Source organism: Emticicia sp. BO119 (genome assembly GCF_013912375.1).
Taxonomy (GTDB): Bacteria; Bacteroidota; Bacteroidia; order Cytophagales; family Spirosomataceae; genus Emticicia.
The window spans coordinates 45577-66183 of the sequence record NZ_JACETV010000007.1; the positions used below are offsets into that span (position 1 = coordinate 45577).

Annotated in this window: 15 protein-coding genes; 7 read left to right on the forward strand and 8 right to left on the reverse strand. The window is 38.7% G+C overall.

Annotated features, from left to right (window positions below; all coding sequences use genetic code 11):
• Window positions 1-224: 224 nt before the first annotated feature.
• Window positions 225-2039, reverse strand: a complete 1815-nt coding sequence (gene rpsA / locus H1R81_RS20605; protein ID WP_181842639.1) for a 30S ribosomal protein S1 — start codon at window positions 2037-2039, stop codon at window positions 225-227.
• 345 nt (window positions 2040-2384) lie between these two features.
• On the opposite strand from rpsA, the gene H1R81_RS20610 reads away from it, so the two are divergent.
• From H1R81_RS20610 to H1R81_RS27325, 4 genes are all read left to right on the forward strand, one after another.
• On the forward strand, window positions 2385-4091 hold the full coding sequence (locus H1R81_RS20610; RefSeq protein WP_181842640.1) for an AMP-binding protein: 1707 nt from the start codon (window positions 2385-2387) through the stop codon (window positions 4089-4091).
• 186 nt (window positions 4092-4277) lie between these two features.
• Complete coding sequence (gene metG / locus H1R81_RS20615) at window positions 4278-6326, forward strand: methionine--tRNA ligase (RefSeq protein ID WP_181842641.1); 2049 nt, start codon at window positions 4278-4280, stop codon at window positions 6324-6326.
• A 113-nt stretch (window positions 6327-6439) separates the two neighbouring features.
• Window positions 6440-6667 (forward strand): DUF433 domain-containing protein, encoded by a 228-nt coding sequence (locus tag H1R81_RS20620; RefSeq protein WP_181842642.1) that lies wholly within the window; start codon window positions 6440-6442, stop codon window positions 6665-6667.
• The gene (locus H1R81_RS27325; RefSeq protein WP_220275276.1) at window positions 6664-6831 is read left to right on the forward strand and encodes a DUF5615 family PIN-like protein; all 168 of its coding nucleotides are present in this window, start codon (window positions 6664-6666) and stop codon (window positions 6829-6831) included. The genes H1R81_RS20620 and H1R81_RS27325 overlap by 4 nt, the downstream gene beginning before the upstream one ends.
• Window positions 6832-7033: 202 nt before the next feature.
• Here the strand turns inward: H1R81_RS27325 and gcvT are convergent, their stop codons facing one another.
• The 3 genes from gcvT to H1R81_RS20640 form a co-directional block, all read right to left on the reverse strand.
• Window positions 7034-8137 carry a glycine cleavage system aminomethyltransferase GcvT gene (gene gcvT / locus H1R81_RS20630; protein WP_181842643.1) on the reverse strand — a complete coding sequence of 368 codons (1104 nt, stop codon included), beginning with the start codon at window positions 8135-8137 and terminating at the stop codon, window positions 7034-7036.
• Between the two features lie 118 nt (window positions 8138-8255).
• Complete coding sequence (locus H1R81_RS20635) at window positions 8256-9647, reverse strand: hypothetical protein (protein WP_181842644.1); 1392 nt, start codon at window positions 9645-9647, stop codon at window positions 8256-8258.
• A gap of 38 nt (window positions 9648-9685) precedes the next feature.
• A complete protein-coding gene (locus H1R81_RS20640) occupies window positions 9686-10753 on the reverse strand; it encodes a hypothetical protein (protein ID WP_181842645.1) in 1068 nt (355 codons plus the stop codon).
• Window positions 10754-11171: 418 nt separating this feature from the next.
• On the opposite strand from H1R81_RS20640, the gene H1R81_RS20645 reads away from it, so the two are divergent.
• Window positions 11172-12443, forward strand: coding sequence for a 3-deoxy-D-manno-octulosonic acid transferase (locus H1R81_RS20645; protein WP_181842646.1), 1272 nt, complete (start codon window positions 11172-11174; stop codon window positions 12441-12443).
• A gap of 21 nt (window positions 12444-12464) precedes the next feature.
• On the opposite strand, the gene H1R81_RS20650 is transcribed toward H1R81_RS20645, so the two are convergent.
• The 3 genes from H1R81_RS20650 to argB are packed head-to-tail and all read right to left on the reverse strand — an operon-like array spanning window position 12465 to window position 14840.
• Window positions 12465-12908, reverse strand: a complete 444-nt coding sequence (locus tag H1R81_RS20650; protein WP_181842647.1) for a DMT family transporter — start codon at window positions 12906-12908, stop codon at window positions 12465-12467.
• A 21-nt stretch (window positions 12909-12929) separates the two neighbouring features.
• The gene (locus tag H1R81_RS20655) at window positions 12930-14009 is read right to left on the reverse strand and encodes a M20 family metallo-hydrolase (protein ID WP_181842648.1); all 1080 of its coding nucleotides are present in this window, start codon (window positions 14007-14009) and stop codon (window positions 12930-12932) included.
• Between the two features lie 42 nt (window positions 14010-14051).
• The gene (argB, locus tag H1R81_RS20660) at window positions 14052-14840 is read right to left on the reverse strand and encodes an acetylglutamate kinase (RefSeq protein ID WP_181842649.1); all 789 of its coding nucleotides are present in this window, start codon (window positions 14838-14840) and stop codon (window positions 14052-14054) included.
• Between the two features lie 174 nt (window positions 14841-15014).
• Here argB and H1R81_RS20665 point away from each other — a divergent pair, with 174 nt between their 5' ends.
• Both H1R81_RS20665 and H1R81_RS20670 read left to right on the forward strand, forming a co-directional pair.
• Window positions 15015-16151, forward strand: coding sequence for a PLP-dependent aspartate aminotransferase family protein (locus H1R81_RS20665; RefSeq protein WP_181842650.1), 1137 nt, complete (start codon window positions 15015-15017; stop codon window positions 16149-16151).
• A gap of 165 nt (window positions 16152-16316) precedes the next feature.
• Window positions 16317-17912 carry a S8 family peptidase gene (locus tag H1R81_RS20670; RefSeq protein ID WP_181842651.1) on the forward strand — a complete coding sequence of 532 codons (1596 nt, stop codon included), beginning with the start codon at window positions 16317-16319 and terminating at the stop codon, window positions 17910-17912.
• Between the two features lie 262 nt (window positions 17913-18174).
• On the opposite strand, the gene H1R81_RS20675 is transcribed toward H1R81_RS20670, so the two are convergent.
• Entirely contained in the window at window positions 18175-20565 is a 2391-nt protein-coding gene (locus tag H1R81_RS20675; RefSeq protein WP_181842652.1) for a M1 family metallopeptidase, read from the reverse strand.
• Window positions 20566-20607: the final 42 nt, after the last annotated feature.

The window sequence follows — 20607 nt, forward strand, 5'->3', positions numbered from 1 at the left end:
TGAATAAATATTAAAGACCATTTTCATAAAGACACATTGTATGCGTCTTCAAGAGCCTATGAACACAATAAAATATCCATTATTTTCTATCTCAAAATAACATTTTTAGACTGCACAAGCCAATGAAGACGCATGTAAAGCGTCTCTACGAAATAAAACAGGTTACCTAAAAACAAAAGAAGGCTTCCCACCGGGAAGCCTTCTTTTGTTACTCATATTTTATCTTACTCAGATACTGATTCAGATTCTTTCTTTTTATTAGAAAGTTTCTTTTTCTCACCTTCTACCATTTGCTCTTTCAATGCAGCAAGGGCATCAAGGTCTCCAAGTGTTGATTTTTCGTCATTCGAAGAAGCAGCAGTTGCTTCTTTTCCACCTTTCTTCTTAGCTTCTTTTTTCTCGTCCTCCTTAGGAGCTTCCCAGGTTTTAGAGTGAGAAAGCATGATTTTCTTCTCTTCTTTGTGGAACTCAAGCACCTGGAATGGTAATTTCTCACCAGCTTCAGCTACTGTTCCGTCAGCTTTAGCCAAATGTTTCAACAATGCATATCCTTCAATACCATAAGGCAATTCAAGTGTTGCTTGTTTGTCATTTTTAGAGATAATTGTACACTCATGCTCAGAACCTACTGTGAAGATGTGCTCGAAAGTATCCCAAGGATTTTCTTCTAAGTGTTTGTGGCTAAGGGCTAAACGACGGTTTTCAACGTCAAGCTCAAGCACAACTACTTCCAGAGAGTCACCAACTTTCACGAAATCTGATGGATGTTTGATTTTCTTGGTCCAAGATAAATCTGACACGTGTACTAAACCATCAATACCTTCTTCTAATTCAAGGAAGATACCGAAGTTGGTCATATTACGTACAGTACCAGTATGAGTAGTACCTACGCCATATTTGCTCAATAAATCTTGTTTAGTCCAAGGATCTTCAGTCAATTGTTTAATGCCTAAAGACATTTTACGCTCTTCACGATCAAGAGTCAATACAACTGCTTCGATTTCGTCACCGATTTTCAAGAAATCAGATGGGTTACGTAAGTGTTGTGACCATGACATTTCAGAAACGTGGATAAGACCTTCAACACCCGGTTTCAATTCAAGGAATGCACCGTAATCTGCAATGTTTACAATCTTACCTTTTACTTTCGAACCAACTGACAATCCTTCTGCCAATGAATCCCATGGATGAGACTCAAGCTGTTTCATACCCAACGAAATACGTTTTTTGTCTTCGTCGAAGTCCAAAACAACCACTTTGATACGTTGATCAAGTTTAAGCAATTCGTTTGGATGGTTGATACGACCCCACGAAATATCAGTAATGTGAAGTAGACCATCAACACCACCAAGATCGATGAACACACCGAAGTTAGTAATGTTTTTAACCACACCTTCCAATACCTGACCTTTCTCCAAGTTATTAAGAATAACCTGACGTTGAGTTTCAAGGTCTTTTTCGATAAGGATTTTGTGAGATACAACTACGTTATCGTTAGTATGGTTGATTTTCACAACCTTAACTTCCATTTTCTTACCAACGAAGATATCGAAATCACGGATTGGTTTAACGTCAATTTGTGAACCTGGCAAGAATGCCTCGATTCCGTAGATGTCAACAATAAGACCACCTTTCGTACGACGTTTCACGAATGCATCGATGATAGCGTCTTCTGTAAATGATTTTTCGATGTTGTTCCAAGCGGTCAATACTCTTGCTTTTTTGCGAGAGATAACCAATTGACCCATAGCATCTTCTTGTTTTTCGATGAAAACCTCTACCTGATCACCTACTTTAAGGTTAGGTAAATCACGGAACTCAGAAACCGAAACAAGACCATCTGATTTGAAACCGATGTTTAATAATATCTCACGGTCAGTGATACCTACAACCGTAGCCATTACTACATCTTTCTCAGCAACCTCTGTTAGAGTTTCGCTATAAAGTTTTTCAAGATCTGCTTTTTCAGAAGCGGAGTAGCCGCTACCGATACCTCTTTTTGAGACTTTGTCCCAGTCAAATTCTGCAACTTGTGCCATAATTGATTTGTAATGCGCCCGTTTGTACATCAACCTGCCGGGCTTTCAGGTCGAAATTAGTTTGAAATAATCCTTTGAGAAAAGGACTGCAAAGGTACAGTTTTTTGTGAAAAAATCCAATATAAATTATTTATTATTAATTAGTTATCATCTTTTTTTATTGATAGGGCTTTTAGCGGTGATTATTCACCTGTTTATTAGGAAAAAGAGTAATTCTAAAGACGCGAAAACATTATGCAAGCCGAATATTTTTTAATTTTTTCTCTTTTCTTCTCAATAAATCGTCTTATTTTTACATTAAAAAATACAACACCTGTTCACCGTTAATAAATATTAAAATCTGTTATGCCTGTTAAAACACAACCGTATCCCTGGTTAAAATTTTATCCGGAAGGGATACCTTATGAAATCAACCCCGATGCCTATCCATCATTGTTAGAATTGATGGATGAAGGCTTTAAGAAATATGCCGGTAATGCCTCTTACTCTTGCATGGGTAAAGAGATGACCTTTGGAGAATTGGATAAATACTCACGCGATTTTGCTGCTTATCTGCAAAGCACAGGTTTACAAAAGGGCGACCGTCTGGTTATCCAGATGCCAAACTGCCTGCAATATCCGGTAGCTATGTTTGGTGCTTTAAGAGCAGGATTAATCATCGTCAATACCAATCCCCTATATACGCCTCGCGAAATGGAACATCAGTTTAAGGATTCGGGCGCAAAAGCTATTGTGATAGTTGCCAATTTTGCCTCAAACCTGGAGAAAGTGATTGATAAAACTTCTATCAAGCATGTATTTGTAACCCAATTGGGTGATATGCTGGGCTTCCCTAAAAAGCAGATTGTAAACTTTGTGGTGAAGACTGTAAAGAAGATGGTGCCGGAATACAACCTGCCACAAGCCATGCCGTTTATGAGTGCCGTTAGCAAAGGAAGTAGCCTGAACTGGACGCAGCCAAAACTTAAAAATACTGATTTAGCCTTTATTCAATATACCGGAGGTACCACAGGTGTATCAAAAGGCGCTATGCTGACGCACCGTAACATTATTGCTAATTTAGAAGCTAACCATGTATGGCAAAGTGTAATGACAGGCAAGATTAAGGATGATAAAATAGTTGTGGTAGCTGCCCTGCCTCTCTATCATATTTATGCCCTAACAGTTAATGCACTTACTTCTTTGAAAACCGGAACGATGAACCTGCTTATCACGAATCCACGTGATTTAGCAGCATTCATTAAAGATTTGAAGAAGAATCCTCCGCATGTTTTCACAGGTTTGAATACATTATATAATGGCTTGTTGAATCACCCACAAATCGGAGAGGTTGATTTTAGTAAGTTAGTAATTACGTCTGCCGGAGGTATGGCTCTGCAAGGCGTAGTGGCCAACCGTTGGAAAGAAATGACAGGGAATTTGCCAGCCGAAGGCTATGGATTATCAGAAACCTCACCGGTATTAACGTCTAATCCATTGGTAGGTGAAAATAGAATTGGTACAATCGGTGTACCGTGGCCAAGTACAGAGGTTAGAATATTGAAAGATGATGGCACCTGGGGAGAGGTAGGTGAAGTAGGAGAGATTTGCGCCAATGGCCCACAAGTAATGGCAGGTTACTATAACCGCCCTGACGAAACTGCCAAAGTAATGATGAAAGACGATGAGGGAAGAGACTGGTTTAAAACCGGAGATATTGGGGTAATGGATGCAGACGGCTACTTTAAAATTGTTGATAGAAAGAAAGATATGATTCTTGTATCAGGCTTTAATGTCTATCCGAATGAAATTGAAGAGGTAGTAGCTACTTGTCCGGGCGTATTAGAAGTGGCTTGTATCGGTGTACCGGACGAAAAATCGACAGAAGCGGTAAAAGTATTCATAGTAAAGAAAGACTCGAATCTGACAGCTGAACAGGTAAAAGCCTATTGCAAAGAAAACCTGACAGGCTATAAATGTCCGAAACACATAGAGTTCCGTACCGAATTACCTAAAACCAATGTTGGTAAGATATTGCGCAGGGCTTTGAAGGAGGAGACGGCGGCGAAATAGGTAAAATTGATGACTCTAAAATCCCTCTATTTGAAAGGATAGAGGGATTTTTCATTTCCCTCCGTGCTCAAAAATCATTTAAACCTGTAACTTTGCGAACTTATTTTTAAAATGCGTGATTTAGTATAATCAAAACGAGGGCTTTTCTCGTTAATTAATTACTAAAATCACACAATACCATTACCTATGCAAAAATACACTGTTACAGCAGCCTTGATTTATGCCAATGGTCCTATTCATATCGGGCATTTGGCGGGTTGTTATATTCCTGCTGATATTTATGTACGTTATCTTCGTTCAACTGGTGCCGATGTAGCTTTTATCAGCGGTACTGACGAGCACGGCGTACCTATTACCGTTAAAGCCAAGAAAGAAGGCAAAACGCCACAACAGGTAGTAGATTTTTATTATGAGCAAATCAAAAAATCATTTTATGATTTTGGTATCTCGTTCGATATTTACTCACGTACGTCTAATCAGGCACATCATCAGCTTTCGCAAAATATTTTCACAACCTTGTATGATAAAGGGTATTTTGATGAAGAGACAAGCGAACAATATTATGATGAAGTAGCACAACAGTTTCTGGCCGACAGATACATAGCCGGAGAGTGTCCAGTTTGTGGAAATCCAAATGCGTATGGTGACCAGTGTGAGCGTTGTGGTTCAACACTTTCGCCTACTGAATTAAAGAATCCGCACTCTACACTATCAGGCTCTAAACCAGTGATGAAACCGACTAAAAACTGGTATCTGCCACTTGACCGTATGCAGCCTGACATCGAAAAATATGTCAATAGCCATAAAGAGTGGAAAACGAATGTTTTTGGTCAATGCCAATCATGGTTAAAAGAGGGCTTGAAACCTCGTGCCATGACCCGCGACCTTGACTGGGGCATTAAAGTGCCGTTGCCAGATACAGATGGTAAAGTACTCTATGTATGGTTTGATGCCCCTATCGGCTATATTACTTTCACCAAAGAATGGGCAGACCAGAATGGCAAAAACTGGGAAGATTACTGGAAAAATAAAGATACCAAACTGGTTCATTTCATCGGGAAAGACAATATCGTTTTTCACTGTATTATTTTCCCTGCGATGTTAATGGCAGAAGGAAGCTATATTTTAGCTGATAATGTACCTGCCAATGAGTTTATGAATCTGGAGGGGGATAAAATTTCTACTTCAAGAAACTGGGCGGTTTGGTTACACGAATATTTAGAAGAATTCCCTGAAAAGCAGGATGAACTACGCTATGTATTATCAGCCAATGCCCCTGAAACCAAAGATAGCGAATTTACCTGGAAAGATTACCAAACTCGTGTGAATAGTGAATTAGTAGGCGTTTTCGGAAACTTTGTGAATCGTGCTCTGGTGCTAACTCACAAAAACTTCAATGGAGTCGTTCCGGCTAAGGGTGAGTTGAGAGAAGTGGATACGAAGGTTTTAGAAGAACTAATGGCTTTCCCGAAAGCAATAGGTGAAGCTATCAGCAATTATAAATTCCGTGAGGCATTGAATCTGATTATGGATTTAGCGCGCTTAGGAAATAAGTATCTGGCAGAAACCGAACCCTGGAAAGAGAAAGACCCTGAAAGAGTAGGTAGCATTATGAACATTGCCTTGCAGATAAGTGCAAGTTTAGCCATTGTAAGTGAGCCGTTCTTACCTTTTACTGCTGCTAAAATTTTTGAAATGCTGAACCTTGACCCACAACAATGGGATTCAGCAGGTAGAGTAGATTTATTGGCGGCAGGTCATAAATTAAACCCGGCACAATTGCTATTCACCAAAATTGAAGATAGTGTAGTTGAAAAACAAGTGCAGAAATTGTTAGATACCAAGAAGATGAACGAATTGGAGAATAAGAAAAAAGAGGATGAAAATAAATCAGTTCCTGAACTGAAAGCAACCATTCAATACGATGATTTTGCGAAACTGGATATTCGTGTAGGTACTATTTTAGAAGCAGAAAAAGTGGCAAAAAGTGATAAGTTGTTGAAGTTTCTGATTGATGATGGCATCCAAAAGAGAACGATTCTGAGTGGTATCGCCAAATACTTCACACCGGAAGAAATGATAGGTAAACAGGTAACTTTCTTAGCTAACCTTGCTCCAAGGAAAATGATGGGTGTAGAATCAAACGGAATGATTCTCATGGCAGAAGACCGCGACGGAAGTCTGGCGCTTTTACAACCACACAAAGCCGTTTGGAATGGCGGGCCTGTGAGTTGATAAGATTAAAGTATCGAATTTAAAAATGGGATTGCAAGTGATTGCCGTCCCATTTTTATGATTTCTATCCCTAAAAAGTTATATTTGTATAAGGAAACAAACAGAATTATTTTATGAACCTTAATCGTATTACGTTCGACCAAAATATTATGGGAGGTAAACCTTGTATTCGTGGAATGCGGGTTACAGTAGGAACGATTGTAGGCTTAATAGCTTCAGGACATTCTAATGATGAAATCTTAAAGGCTTATCCTTACTTAGAAATGGAAGATTTACGTCAGGCTTTGTCGTATGCAGCATGGCGTGCCGAAGAAATTGATATTCCCGCCGTATTTTCATGAAAATATTAATTGATATGAACTTGTCTCCGAGTTGGAGCCATTTTTTTCAGGAAAACGGTATAGAAGCCATTCATTGGATGAATGTTGGCAGACCAAACGACCCTGACAAAGTTATCTTCGATTATCCTTCGGCAAATGATTATATTTATTTACAAATGATTTAGATTTTGGTGCCATCTTAGCTGCTACGAATGCAAATTCTCCAAGTGTATTCCAACTGAAAAGTCAATATTTACTTCCAGACACTATTGGAGAAACAGTTATTAACTGCCTAAATCAATATGAAAATTATTTGAAAGAGGGAAGCCTGATAACTTTTGATTCCAATAAAATCAGAGTTAGAATCCTCCCTCTAAAATAGTCTCATTACACCCCCGGCTTCACAAAAGGCATCTTCGTAACTACAGCCTTCAACAACTTATCTCTTACTTTAATAAATACCTCAGTTCCGGCTTTTGAAAATTCTGTCGGTACATACCCCATCGCAATCCCTTTCTGCAAGGTTGGCGACATAGTACCGGAAGTAATTTCACCTAATCTATTCCCTTCGGCATCACAGATTTCATAATGTGAGCGGGGAATACCTCTGTCAATCATTTCCAAACCTACTAACTTCCGCTTTAAGCCTGCGGCTTTCTGTGCCTGCAAATTAGCTGAGTTAATAAAGTTTTTATTGAATTTGGTAACCCAACCCAATCCTGCTTCCAATGGTGAAGTAGTATCAGTAATATCGTTACCATATAAGCAATAGCCCATTTCAAGACGTAGGGTGTCTCTTGCTCCTAAACCGATGGGTTTAATATCAAACTCTGCCCCTGCTTCAAATATGGCATTCCACAACTCTTCGGCTCTATCATTGCTTACATATACTTCAAAACCACCTGCGCCGGTATATCCGGTTGCTGATACAATAACAGGCTCAATTCCGGCTACTTTACCTGATTGAAAAGTATAATAATCCATCGAAGCCAAATCCATATCAGTCAGCTTCTGGAGGGTTGGCAAAGCCTTTGGCCCTTGAACGGCAAATAAGCAAGTAGTATCCGATACATTGGTCATTTTCACACCATCAGTATTGTGGCTCTGAATCCAGTCCCAATCCTTTTCTATATTAGAGGCATTTACCACCAGATAATACCAGTTTTCGTTCATGCGATATACTAACAAATCATCTACTGCACCGCCTTGTTTATTAGGTAAGTAACTATATTGTATTTTACCATCAAACAACACAGAAGCATCATTTGCTGATACGCGTTGAATAAGGTCAAGGGCTTTGTCTCCGGTCAACATAAACTCGCCCATGTGAGATACATCAAAAACACCTACGCTATTGCGCACACAATTATGCTCTTCTATATCAGATGAATAACGGACAGGCATCAGAAAGCCTGCAAATGGTACCATTTTTCCACCGATTTTTTCGTGTAAATCACTTAAAGGAATTTTCTTTATTTCTGTTGAGTCCATGTATTTGTAAAAGGATATGTTCTGGCGACAAAAATAAATAAAATATCGGGTTATAATAAAAAAAGTAGAAACACGTCAGCCATGTTTCTACTTTTATATTGATTAAAACCACTACCTTTTAGTTAGGATTCTGGTTATTAAATTGCTCAGTAATCACCTTACGAAGTTGCTGATGCGGACGAAGTCCGTTATTGCGGTACACTTTCGGCGTTTTGTCTGAATTAGAATCCTGTGCATTACGCATCTGGCGGATAGATGCAGTACGGAATTCTTCATACTCTTCATCAGTCATTTCTCCCCGGTTTGTACCACCTTTTGCCACACCATCGTTGAATGAGTTAATACGACGATCCTGGTCAGCTAATCGGGCGTGTTCAAGCATACCTAAAATTTCTGATGAAATGGCTTTCTTTTCTTCTTTTAGTTCAGCTATGTTCGGCAAATTCGCTAAATCATTTTCCAGAATATTCTTTTGAGCTACTTGCTCTGAAAGTGCTTTTTCAGCCACTTTCAATTCATTGGTGAGTTTAATGTTTTTCTTGCGTAAGCGTCTGATAGCAGGGCCTGATTGCAACCATCTGTACCAGTATGACTGCATCACGGGCAATGCAATACCTAAACAGATGGCCCCAGCAATGGCAAATAAAATACCACTCAAAACAAATGACATTAATGCCCAAGGGCTATTCACTAAATCAATATTCAGTTTGTCGTAAGCTTTCAGTTGTTCATCCATTTTCTGAATCAATGCCTGATTATCAGAAGGTTGTGCCGAGGTTGGGTCTAAAGGCGTGCTGTTTACCTGCATAGCCTTTATCTGCTTGTTGATACCCTCTTTCAGTTTATCTGTCTTATAGGCTTCATATCTGAACCAACCCAATACAAGCATAGTGCCGATAGAGAATACCAATAAAAAGCCCTGAAAAATTCCATAGACTTTTTTAGTCTTTTCATTGTAGTTAGTCAGATACGGCTGTTCTACCAAACGTTCGTAAGCTGGTTTCAACAGGATAGACAACATGGCCAGACCGATGGCGAATGCCCATGCTTCAAACGTATTGCGGATATTGAGAGCATAAGCCACAATTTCGTGTGAGATAATTAAATCACCGGCTACGAAAGCAACGCCAGCAAACAAGTAAAGAATACCTGCAAACAGCGAGTAGGGTGATTCTGATTTCTTGCGTTTATCATCAAGAAAATTGATTCTTTCAGTATTGGTATCAATTTCTTTCTGAATGTACCCTATGTGCTGGGTTTGTGTATTAACAGCCAGGGTGTGCTCCTGTAATTTATCGTAAGCCGCTTTTTGATTTTCTTTACCATGTTTGATGGTCTCGTCAATTTCAGCTATTTCATTACGTTTTTCAGCAATGCGGTCTTGTAACCACTCGAAGCTGACATGACTGGAAAGGAAACTTTCATAAGTTGCCTTATCTACATTCTCAACACCGGTAATGTACCCGTGCTGAAAATCTCCGTTATAATAATTTTCGTTTTCTTTTTCCATGCTTAATTATGCTAATTTAGCTATCATGTGTTGAATAACTATTCTAAAATCTTTTTAATTTGTTTGCTGGTCAGTTTTTCACGATAGCTTCTGGCCAGATTAAATTCGCTCTCAAATAGTTTTATCATCATATCGCGTTTTTCATTCAGACGTTTCAATTCGGCCTCTGGTGCTTTTAGCTCATCAACTATTTTCCATTTCTGAATTCTTAAATCGTCAATTTCATTCGTTAGTCTGTTTAATTCTACATCCCATTCTCCGGCCTTGCTTATTTTATCGCTTTTCAACTTTCTGTTACCCAACCATAAACTCATATCATTTTTGGTTACTGTCAGGTTGCTCAACAACAATTTTCCTGCAAATAAGAAAAGGAAGAAACTAAATAACAATAAGGCTAAGGCACGTACAGTTGATTGATGTTCTAATGCTTGCACAAAGACAAAAACAGAGGCCGCTAATGGCATACCTATTTCTTCTAAGGCATTTCTCCATGAAACAGGAGCATCTTTTTCATGAAATAATGATTTCGGATTAAACAGGTTAAACATGCCTGCCAACAAAACACCCAAAGCAATAAAAAAGTGATTCTGCGGGAAATTAGGTTGAATTGACTCATCTATCAAATAATAATTACCGACACACATGGCTAATGACAATAAAAGACCTACGATTGTACGCGGCAAATAATGATTGACCACTTCACGATTTTCAAGTGTTTGAGCTTTATCTTTCAGTTCATTAATACGTGTCTCTTTTTGACCGATGAAAAGATTTAACTCTCCGATTTTCTCAGATAGATATTCAACTGATTTTTCTAAATCGGCTGTTTTATGTGAAAAATAATTTCGTATAGCTCCAGTTTTCTCTTCCGATTTCGAGTCAGATAAACCAAAAATTACTCCCTCGTCTCTCAGGGCATCTTCATTTTCTAACCAGAAAGGAGTTAAAGGAGTCTCTGTAGTTGAGACGGGTACTTCTGCAAGAGAAGTAATCTGATTGCTTACCTCATTCTGAGGTTCGGCGGTTACAGCAGATGCTTCATAGTTAGGTATGTCTGCCGGTATTTCAGAACGAAACCAGTTTTTTAAACGGTCGAGGAAAGACATGGGTATTAATTGGTGTTTTAATCATTTCCTTAATTTTATATCAATAATAGCTTTTATAGGAAATGAAACTTTATTAAATTTTTATAAACACAGTAAACATGGCCGAGGGGTGCTTACAAATATTACCCGACATAATTGCCATTATAACTCAAAATTCAGTAAAATATTTTGATTTTCTTTAAATAATTGTGAAGAGAGGTGTTTATAAGGGCTATATGGTTGCTTTTTCTTCTTTTTGTCCTATTTCTTTATTCTGATTACAAGTATTAAACTATCTGTTGAAAACTATGATGAGCGTTACAAAAAACCTTAAGAAAGTCTCTTTTAAACACGAAATTTGTGTAAAAGAGACTTTCTCAAAGCTTTTTCGTAGGTTTGCTCTCTAAATATTATTATTGGTTTTTAATTAACCATTTATATGTTACTCGACTTTCTTTATAACCTGTCAATTCATTCTTATGTTTTATTGTTAAAACTGATTTCACCTTTCAACAAGAAGGCAAAACTTTGGATAGAGGGTAGAGACAGGCTATTTCATAAGCTAAAATCAGATGCAGAACGCCGGAAATTAAGATCGGCGAGTGCTAAAGTAGCATGGTTTCATTGTGCTTCTTTGGGTGAATTTGAACAGGGTCGTCCGGTGATAGAGGCTTTTCGTAAAAAATATCCGGATTATAAAATTGTGCTGACTTTCTTCTCGCCTTCTGGTTATGAGATACGGAAAAATTACTCAGGGGCAGATTATATTTATTATTTACCGTCTGATACACCTGATAATGCGAAAGAATTTGTAAAAATAGTAAAACCTTCCATTGCTTTCTTTGTAAAATATGAATTCTGGAAAAACTATCTGACTGAACTAAATAAATGCAAAGTTCCTGTTATTTTGTTTTCGGCTATTTTTAGGCCTAATCAGGCGTTTTTTAAATTTTATGGCGGGTTTTACCGAAACCTTTTGCATTTGTTTAATCATATTTTAGTACAGAATGAAAACTCATTAGAATTACTGAAAAGCATAAATATTGAGAAGGCGACTTTGGCAGGAGATACCCGCTTTGACCGTGTGAAACAGATAGTAGATAACCGGAAGACTATTACGGCAGTAGAACAATTTAAAAATGGGCAGCAAATATTTATCATCGGTTCGGCATGGCAGATGGATATGGGTGTGTTAATACCATTAATCAATGAATTAAAAGATGGGACTAAGTTTATAGTAGCCCCACATGAAATTCATGATGCCGAGATTGACATCTGGCGTAAACAATTAACAGCTAAATCGGTACTATTTTCAGATACAGATGAGGTGAAGGATCTGGCCTCTTATGATGTACTTTTTATTGATAATATCGGTATGCTCTCTTCTCTCTATCAATATGCTGAATATGCTTTTATAGGCGGTTCTTTTGGTAAAGGATTACATAATATTTTAGAAGCTGCTACTTTTGGAATGCCTATTTTCTTTGGGAATAAATCATATCAGAAATTTCAGGAAGCCAATGAATTAATTCATTTCGGGGGAGCTTTTCCGGTAGAGAATATGGAAGAGTTAAAAACCTTGTATCAGGCTTTGAAAGCCAATGAAAAGAACAGAGCAAAAACTGCTGAAATATGCCGGAATTATGTGTTAAACAATGTAGGAGCTACGCAAAAAATTATGGAAGTAGTAGAAAGCATAGCAAAAAAATAGTTTTACTATGCTTTTTTATATTTAATTCTTCACAATCATATAAACTCCAACAACGGTTACTATGCCTCCGATAATGCGCATCAAACTTATTGGATGCACTTTGAAGCCTAATAAACCAAAATGGTCGAGCGTCATAGCAGTAATTAACTGACCAGCAACAATCAGGGCAAGCATATTGGCTGAACCGATTTTCTGGATACTTAGAATAACTGTTGTAACGAAAAAAGCACCTAAAAGCCCTCCGGTCCATTTCCACCAGGCTACTGATTTAAGTGAGGCAAGAGAGGGGATAGGCTCTCTGAAAAAAGGAGTTATCAGAATCAGGGTTATCAGGCCAATACAAAAAGAAATAATGGCCGAATAGATAGGATTCTGAATAGATTTACGGAGTTCGGCATTTACACCCGATTGAATGCTATTGGCCACTCCACAAAGTATAGCGAAAAAGTAAAAAATGATATTCATTAATGGTTATTTGAGTCTCTCTTAAAGAATTACCTTTTCTAACATCTTGATATATAACTGAACGCCTTCAACAATTTCATCTATATGCACATATTCATCAGCTGTATGAGAACGTGCTGAATCACCTGGACCCATTTTCAGAGAAGGACAATCCAATAATGCCTGATCAGAAGTGGTAGGCGAACCGTACGTATTACGCCCCATAGAAATACCAGCCTGCACAATCGGGTGTTCCATCGGGATACTTGACGGACGCAAACGAATAGAGCGTGGTACTACCTCACTACTGATATTCTTCTTTACGGTTTCGATAATCTCCTCTAAAGTATATTGCTCTGTTACCCGAATATCCACCGTAAACTTACAGGTATCTGGCACTACATTGTGTTGTGTCCCGGCATTGATAATCGTAACAGTCATTTTGATAGGCCCCAAATTTTCAGATACCTTTGGGAATTGGTATGCCTGGAACCAGTTTATGTCCTGAATAGCCTTATAAATTGCATTTTCGCCCTCATTTCTTGCCGCATGCCCGGATTTACCATGCGCATTACAATCTAATACCAAAAGTCCTTTTTCCGCTACTGCCAGGTGCATTTGTGTAGGTTCGCCCACAATGGCAAAAGAAATCTCCGGCAATTCTGGTGCTACCATTTCAAGTCCTTCACGTCCCGAAATCTCTTCTTCGGCAGTAGCCGCTATAATCACATTATAAGTTAAATCGTCTCTATAGTAAAAAAAGCAGAAAGTGGCAATCAATGAAACCAGACAGCCACCTGCATCATTACTGCCTAATCCGTACAATTTCCCATCTTTTAATAAGGGATTAAATGGATTCAATGTCCATGATGGATTTGGCTTTACCGTATCATGGTGAGAGTTCAATAAAACAGTAGGCTTGTTGGCATCAAAAAACTTATTTCTTGCCCAAATATTATTCTTCTTTCTGCGATATGGAATATTTCTTTCGCGGAAAAACTCTTCTATAATAGCGGCTGTTTCGTCTTCCTGTTTGCTAAAAGATTCGGTCTGAATTAAATCTTTCAGCAATTCAATCGCGTCATTTGTCAGTGTCTCAACCAGATTGGAATTTTGAATCATATATATTCTGTATGTTGTTGATGCAAAGTTAATGAAACTGTTTCATAAAATAATTTGTGTTCCGCTTTGGCCTTGTGCTACTGCTTGCTGTAATTCGTCAGCATGGCAGATAATAACTTTCGAAACACCCTTTTGCAAAGCAGCAAAAGCATTATCCAGTTTTGGAATCATACCCGCATTAATCGTCCCGGTAGCTTTAAATTCTGCATAGTTGGCAGGAGTCAATGTCGGAATCACTGAATTGTTATCTTCCGGGTCTGAAAGTACACCTTTTTTCTCGAAACAATAAATCAGATTTACGGTATAATGATCAGCCATTGCTACTGCTACTGACGATGCCTGTGTATCGGCATTGGTATTCAGAATATTTCCTTCTTTATCAAAAGTCAGAGGGGCAAAAACGGGAGTCAGCTGATTCTCTATAAAATTCCTGATAATGGCATCATTCACTTTTTCAATATCTCCTACATAGCCATAATCAATCTCTCGTACCGGACGCTTTTTTGCCAGTATTACACCTGCATCTGCACCAGTCAACCCAATAGCATTACAATCTAAAGCTTGTAGTTGTGCGACTATCTGCTTGTTTACCAAGCCACCGTAGACCATCGTTACCACTTCTAACATAGGTAGGTCAGTAATACGGCGACCGTCAACCATTTTAGTTTCTACATCTAATTTTACAGCTATTTTTGTTGCAATTTTACCGCCGCCATGAATTAATGCTTTAGCATCAGATAGTGCTGAAAAGTCTTTTAAGAATTGTGCTAAAGCACGTGGATTGTCTATGACATTGCCACCGATTTTTATAATGTTAAGTTTTTGCTTCATTTATTGGTTATATTTGCCTGCAAAGTTTATTAGAAAGTTATCTATATAGATAGTATTGAAAAGACCCCATCCCCAACCCTTCCCCAACAGTAGGGAAGGGGGTTAAAGTCCCTCTCCCCACTGTTGGGGAGAGGGACTTAGGGTGTGTGGTTTAACTAATCCCCAAAATTACACATGAAATTAGAAACTCTTAGCATTCATACCGGAAATCATGGTGAACCCACTACCGGAGCGGTTGTACCACCCATTATTTTGTCTACCACTTTTGAGCGAGCTGAGGACGGAAACTTTGTAGAAGGAAGAGATATTTATGCCCGTGCGTCTAATCCTAACCGACGTATGTTAGAGGAGAAATTAGCAGCTTTAGAGGGGGGAACTGATGCCATAGCATTTTCATCAGGACAGGCAGCTACCATGAGTGTTTTTCATGCTTTGGGGACAAATAGCCATGTGATTCTGCCCGATGATATTTATTATGGTACCCGATACATGATAGAAAGTTTGTATGTGCATTGGGGCATGACCTGCACACCTGTAGATATGACTGATATTACCCAGATAAAAAAGGCAATCAGAAAAAACACTAAACTTATCTGGATTGAAACCCCCTCGAATCCAAGCCTGAAAATAACCGATATACAGGCCGTAGTAAAACTGGCTAAATCAAAGAATATCCTGACGGGTTGTGATAATACCTGGGCAACACCTTTTTTTACGAAACCGTTTGATTTTGGAGTAGATATTATCATGCACTCCACTACCAAATATTTCGGTGGTCATTCAGATATATTAAGTGGTTGCATTATTGTAAATGATAGTTCGCCACAGGATTTAAAGGCCAGAATCAGAAATTTTCAAACCACTGGCGGGGTGATTCCCTCCCCATTCGATTGCTGGTTGCTGTTTCGTAGCCTTGCCACTTTTGCAGTTCGTATGCCAGTGCATGCACAGAATGCTATGAAACTGGCTACTTTCCTCGAAAGCTACCCACAGATAGAAAAGGTGAATTATCCGGGGTTAAAAACTAATGAGTACCATAGAATAGCCAAAAAACAAATGAAGAATGGCTTTGGTGGAATGATGTCAATTCTTGTAAAAGGCGGGCAGGAAGCTGCTTTAAAACTAACCTCGCAATTAAAATTGGTAAAACATGCAACGAGCCTCGGTGGGGTTGAGACTTTAATAGAGCATCGTAAGTCGGCAGAAGGGGCACATTCGGTTAGTCCTGAAAACTTATTGCGGATTTCGGTAGGTATTGAAAACATCGAAGATTTAATTGAGGATTTTAAACAAGCATTAGATAAATTGTAAGCTTTGGCTGCCTCCACTTAATAAAATAACCCATTATGGGTTAAATAAAAGTCGAACCAATTCGTTTATTTCGCAGTTTACATAGTTTATATTATCAGACAATCGGCCACTAAAGCGATTTACTTTAACCAGAACGGATTTCTATTTCTAACATAAAACTAAACAATGAAAAAAATACTTTTTGCTTTTTTCCTATCTCCTTTTCTTCTTCTTCAAACCAATGCACAAGAATTAAAAACTAAATCTAACTGGCAAAATCTTGACTTTGAAAAAGACGGTATTCGTGGCATGAGCGTAGAGCGTGCCTATCAGGAACTGCTAAAGGGCAGAACTTCTAAAACGGTGATAGTAGCCGTAATAGATGGTGGTACGGATGTTAACCACGAAGACCTGAAAGATAAAATATGGGTAAATGCCAAAGAAATTGCAGGTAATGGAAAAGATGACGACAAAAATGGCTTTGTTGATGACATCAATGGATGGGATTTCTTAGGTGGTAAAGACGGACAGGACGTAAACCATGAGCAAGTGGAGCTGACCCGAATGTTGAAACAATTGAAAGATAAATTTGGTACTGAGCCTTCTAAAAAACTGATTCGTAAAAATCAGGCTGAATATGCGTTGATGAGCCAATTGCAGAAAGAATTTGAGGAAAAACGTGCGGAAGCTGAACAATATGCTCCTTTCTATGCTCAACTCTATAAAAACTATACAGAATCAGAAGTTATTTTGAAAAATCATCTGAAAGTAGAAACCCTTACTAAAGAAGCTATTTCTGGTATTGATGAAAACAATGTTGATCGTACAATAAGAGCAGCAAAACGTACTTTAGAGAAATTTATGGAATTAGGCGCTACAGGTAACGATATTAAAGAGGCAGTTGAGCACTACGAAAGCGAATTGAAATATAATTATAATCTTGATTTCAATGCACGATCAGTTGTAGGAGATAATCCTGACAAACTGCAATATGGTGAGTATGGCAACAATGAAGTAACAGGCCCGGATGGTATGCATGGGTCGCACGTAGCAGGTATTATTGGTGCTAACCGTAATAATAATTTAGGGATTCTGGGTGTGTGTGATGATGTAAAATTAATGATTGTCCGTACAGTACCTGATGGCGATGAAAGAGATAAAGACGTAGCAAATGCCATTCGTTATGCGACTGATAACGGAGCCCAAATTATTAATATGAGTTTTGGGAAACCTTATTCTCCTGAGAAAAAATGGGTAGATGATGCAGTGAAATACGCACAATCGAAAGGGGTTTTATTAGTAGCAGCTGCAGGTAACGATAATCTGGATATTGACGTAGATGTGCATTACCCAACCGCTACTTACGAAAACGGCCAAAAAGCAGAAAACTGGATTTCGGTAGGTGCTTTATCATGGAAAAATGCACCTGATGCCGTAGCTGAATTTAGTAATTATGGTAAAAAAGGGGTTGATGTATTTGCACCTGGGGTTGATATTTATTCAACAGTGCCGGGTTCTAAATATGAAGAGAAAAGCGGCACAAGTATGGCAGCTCCGGCTACTACTGGTGTAGCGGCTTTATTGAAATCATATTTCCCTGAGCTGACAGCCGCACAAATCAAAAAGATTATTCTTGAATCTTCGGTAAAAGTGCCTGATTTCAGAGTATATAAACCAGGGTCTAAGGAAATCGTAAAATTTGAAGACTTGTCAGTAACAGGTGGTATCGTAAATGCTTACAATGCCGTGAAAATGGCAAAAGAAATGATGAAAGTAGAATAACAAATGTTTTAATCCATATTCTAATCCGCGGTAGTCTTCTACTGCGGATTTTTTTTATAGATTAAAAAAGCAGGAGAGTAGATGGGGGTAATATATTGTATTTTCTTTTACTTTATAAAATAGGAGAAAGGTTATGCGATAGAGATGGGTAAAATGGACAAGGTAAAATAAGAAAATAGTACGTCGCCTATTATTATATGCCCAAAAAGTGAAAGCCGGAAATTTTTCCGGCTTTCTTTGTTTATAGAAAAAAGAGACAGGGTTAATTCTTACCGCTGGTTTGTACGCCCGAGGGCTGATTTTTTTTCGCCTGCTGCATAGGATTCGGCCCTTGTGCGCCAAAGAAACTTCTTTGTTTGAAAGCCTGGAATCTGGTAGGTTGCTCAGGTTCACGAGGGAACGAATTATTAGCTGTGTCAATATCAGCAGTTTCGTAGAACGGGTCAAGGGTAAACTTCGTTACTTTTTTAGTAGTAGGAAGTGTTTTCTTGATTTCTTTGTCGTTTACACGCCAGATTTCAGCCGGAATCCTTACGATTTCGCTGGTACCGTCTTCAAAATCCAGTTTTACAATAACAGGCATTGGTAAACCACCTTTATTTTTGATTTTCAACACATAAAAGTTTTTACCTTCTTCTAACATCTTACGTTCGTCGTCTGTTAAACTTGCTCTGTATTGCTCTGATTTTTGTTTATCAGCGGCCGTTACAGCAAATTTATCGTATGAATTATAGAAATCTCTCATGGTAGAGTCAGCTTCTACCACAGTTTGTTTAATATCTGTTTTATTACGGATATTGCTCATAGTTTCACGTTTTGCTTCAAAATCTGCTTTATCTGAGGCTTTTTTAGCAACCGGATCCTGTGTATCAATCGAATACCATTCTACTTCTGCTAAATCCTGGTCAACAGGCTCTACACCATAAAACCAACCTTTCCAGAACCAGTCCAGATCAACGCCTGAAGCATCTTCTAAAGTACGGAAGAAATCGGCAGGTTGTGGTGATTTGAAAGCCCAGCGACGTGCATATTCTTTAAAAGCATAATCGAATAACTCACGACCCATAATGGTCTCACGCAACATATTCAAGCCTGTAGCAGGTTTGGCATAAGCATTAGGTCCTAATGAAATTACGTTATCAGAGCTGGTCATGATAGGTGATAGTTGTGACTTGTCAGTTTTCATATAAGGCACAATATATTGTGGCTCACCTCTGCGCGACGGGAAGTTACGATCCCACTCCTGTTCAGCTAAATATTGGCAGAAAGTATTCAGACCTTCATCCATCCATGTCCATTGACGCTCGTCAGTATTCACAATCATCGGGAAGAAATTGTGGCCTACTTCGTGGATAATTACCCCAATCATACCAGCTTTGGTTTGCTCAGAGTAAGTGCCGTCAGCTTCCGGACGACCGCCGTTGAATGAAATCATCGGATACTCCATACCACCACCTGCGGTTGCATGGCAAGAGATGGCTACAGGATAAGGGTATTGGATTGTACGGTTGCCGTAGCTTCTCAAGGTATGCTCAACTACTCTGGTTGAGTACTGCCCCCAAAGTGGGTTGCCTTCTTTTGAGTAAAAAGACATAGACCAGATTTTACGACCATTGTTATAAACATCGGTTTGCATGGCATCCCAGATGAATTTGCGCGACGAAGTAAAGGCAAAGTCACGGACGTTAGCAGCTTTGTAAATCCAGGTTTTTTTGCCCGTTGGCTTTCCTTTTTCGGCTACCTCAGCTTCTGCCTGATTTACTATCAATACAGGTGTTTTTGAGTTCTTTGCTTGTTCCCAACGTTTCAATTGTGTTGATGATAATACTTTATCATAGTTCTGGCACTCACCCGTAGCACCTACTACGTGGTCGTTAGGTACTGTGATTTCTACTTTATAATCTCCGAATGGCAAAGTAAATTCACCCTGTCCGAGGAATTGTTTATGTTGCCAGCCGTTTACATCATCATACACGGCCATACGAGGAAACCAGTGTGCAATAAAATAATTGTAGTTACCATCTTTAGGGAAGTACTCCAAACCTGAACGACCGTAGTAATCGGTAATATTATAATTCCAGTCTATACGGAAAGAGTATGTTTGTCCTGTTTTCAAAGGAGTAGGCACTTCTATCCGCATCATGGTATTATTGATAGTATATGTCAGATCAGTTCCGGTCTTGGCATCTTTTACTACTGTAATTTTATAGCCATATTCTTTATTACCGGTAATAGTAGATCTTACAGAACTTGGCGAATTAATACCCTGAATAGCACCAAAAGACATCTGATTGTTTTCAATGCCACCGGTTTTGGTTAAGGCATTAATAGAGTTCTTTTCAAATAAGTTCTGGTCTAATTGTAGCCAGATATAACGTAATTCGTCTGGTGATTTGTTGGTGTAGGTAACTACTTCAGTACCGATAATACGCTGATTGATGTCATCTAACTCTACTTTTATATCGTAGTCAGCTTTTTGTTGCCAGTAATCTTTACCCGGAGCCCCCGAAGCTGTTCGATAGGTGTTAGGAGTTGGTAGCTCAGTACCCATCTGCTCGAAGCGGGTGTTGGCATTGTATTGCGTAGTAGCAGGTTGTTGAGCAAACACTGCAAAGCTTGTCAGAAGACAGAGCAGAAAAATGGTGTTTTTCATGAATTATGATGAAGGGCTTAATGAGTAACAAAAATAATCAAA

What these genes read in the sequence shown, in the direction of transcription:
- H1R81_RS20645 (WP_181842646.1), top strand. Translation starts at nt 11,172, where the DNA reads ATGTTACTCGACTTTCTTTATAACCTGTCAATTCATTCTTATGTTTTA.
- argB (WP_181842649.1), bottom strand. Translation starts at nt 14,840, where the DNA reads ATGAAGCAAAAACTTAACATTATAAAAATCGGTGGCAATGTCATAGAC.
- H1R81_RS20655 (WP_181842648.1), bottom strand. Translation starts at nt 14,009, where the DNA reads ATGATTCAAAATTCCAATCTGGTTGAGACACTGACAAATGACGCGATT.
- H1R81_RS20675 (WP_181842652.1), bottom strand. Translation starts at nt 20,565, where the DNA reads ATGAAAAACACCATTTTTCTGCTCTGTCTTCTGACAAGCTTTGCAGTG.
- H1R81_RS20670 (WP_181842651.1), top strand. Translation starts at nt 16,317, where the DNA reads ATGAAAAAAATACTTTTTGCTTTTTTCCTATCTCCTTTTCTTCTTCTT.
- rpsA (WP_181842639.1), bottom strand. Translation starts at nt 2,039, where the DNA reads ATGGCACAAGTTGCAGAATTTGACTGGGACAAAGTCTCAAAAAGAGGT.
- H1R81_RS27325 (WP_220275276.1), top strand. Translation starts at nt 6,664, where the DNA reads ATGAAAATATTAATTGATATGAACTTGTCTCCGAGTTGGAGCCATTTT.
- H1R81_RS20640 (WP_181842645.1), bottom strand. Translation starts at nt 10,753, where the DNA reads ATGTCTTTCCTCGACCGTTTAAAAAACTGGTTTCGTTCTGAAATACCG.
- H1R81_RS20650 (WP_181842647.1), bottom strand. Translation starts at nt 12,908, where the DNA reads ATGAATATCATTTTTTACTTTTTCGCTATACTTTGTGGAGTGGCCAAT.
- H1R81_RS20665 (WP_181842650.1), top strand. Translation starts at nt 15,015, where the DNA reads ATGAAATTAGAAACTCTTAGCATTCATACCGGAAATCATGGTGAACCC.
- gcvT (WP_181842643.1), bottom strand. Translation starts at nt 8,137, where the DNA reads ATGGACTCAACAGAAATAAAGAAAATTCCTTTAAGTGATTTACACGAA.
- H1R81_RS20620 (WP_181842642.1), top strand. Translation starts at nt 6,440, where the DNA reads ATGAACCTTAATCGTATTACGTTCGACCAAAATATTATGGGAGGTAAA.
- H1R81_RS20610 (WP_181842640.1), top strand. Translation starts at nt 2,385, where the DNA reads ATGCCTGTTAAAACACAACCGTATCCCTGGTTAAAATTTTATCCGGAA.
- H1R81_RS20635 (WP_181842644.1), bottom strand. Translation starts at nt 9,647, where the DNA reads ATGGAAAAAGAAAACGAAAATTATTATAACGGAGATTTTCAGCACGGG.
- metG (WP_181842641.1), top strand. Translation starts at nt 4,278, where the DNA reads ATGCAAAAATACACTGTTACAGCAGCCTTGATTTATGCCAATGGTCCT.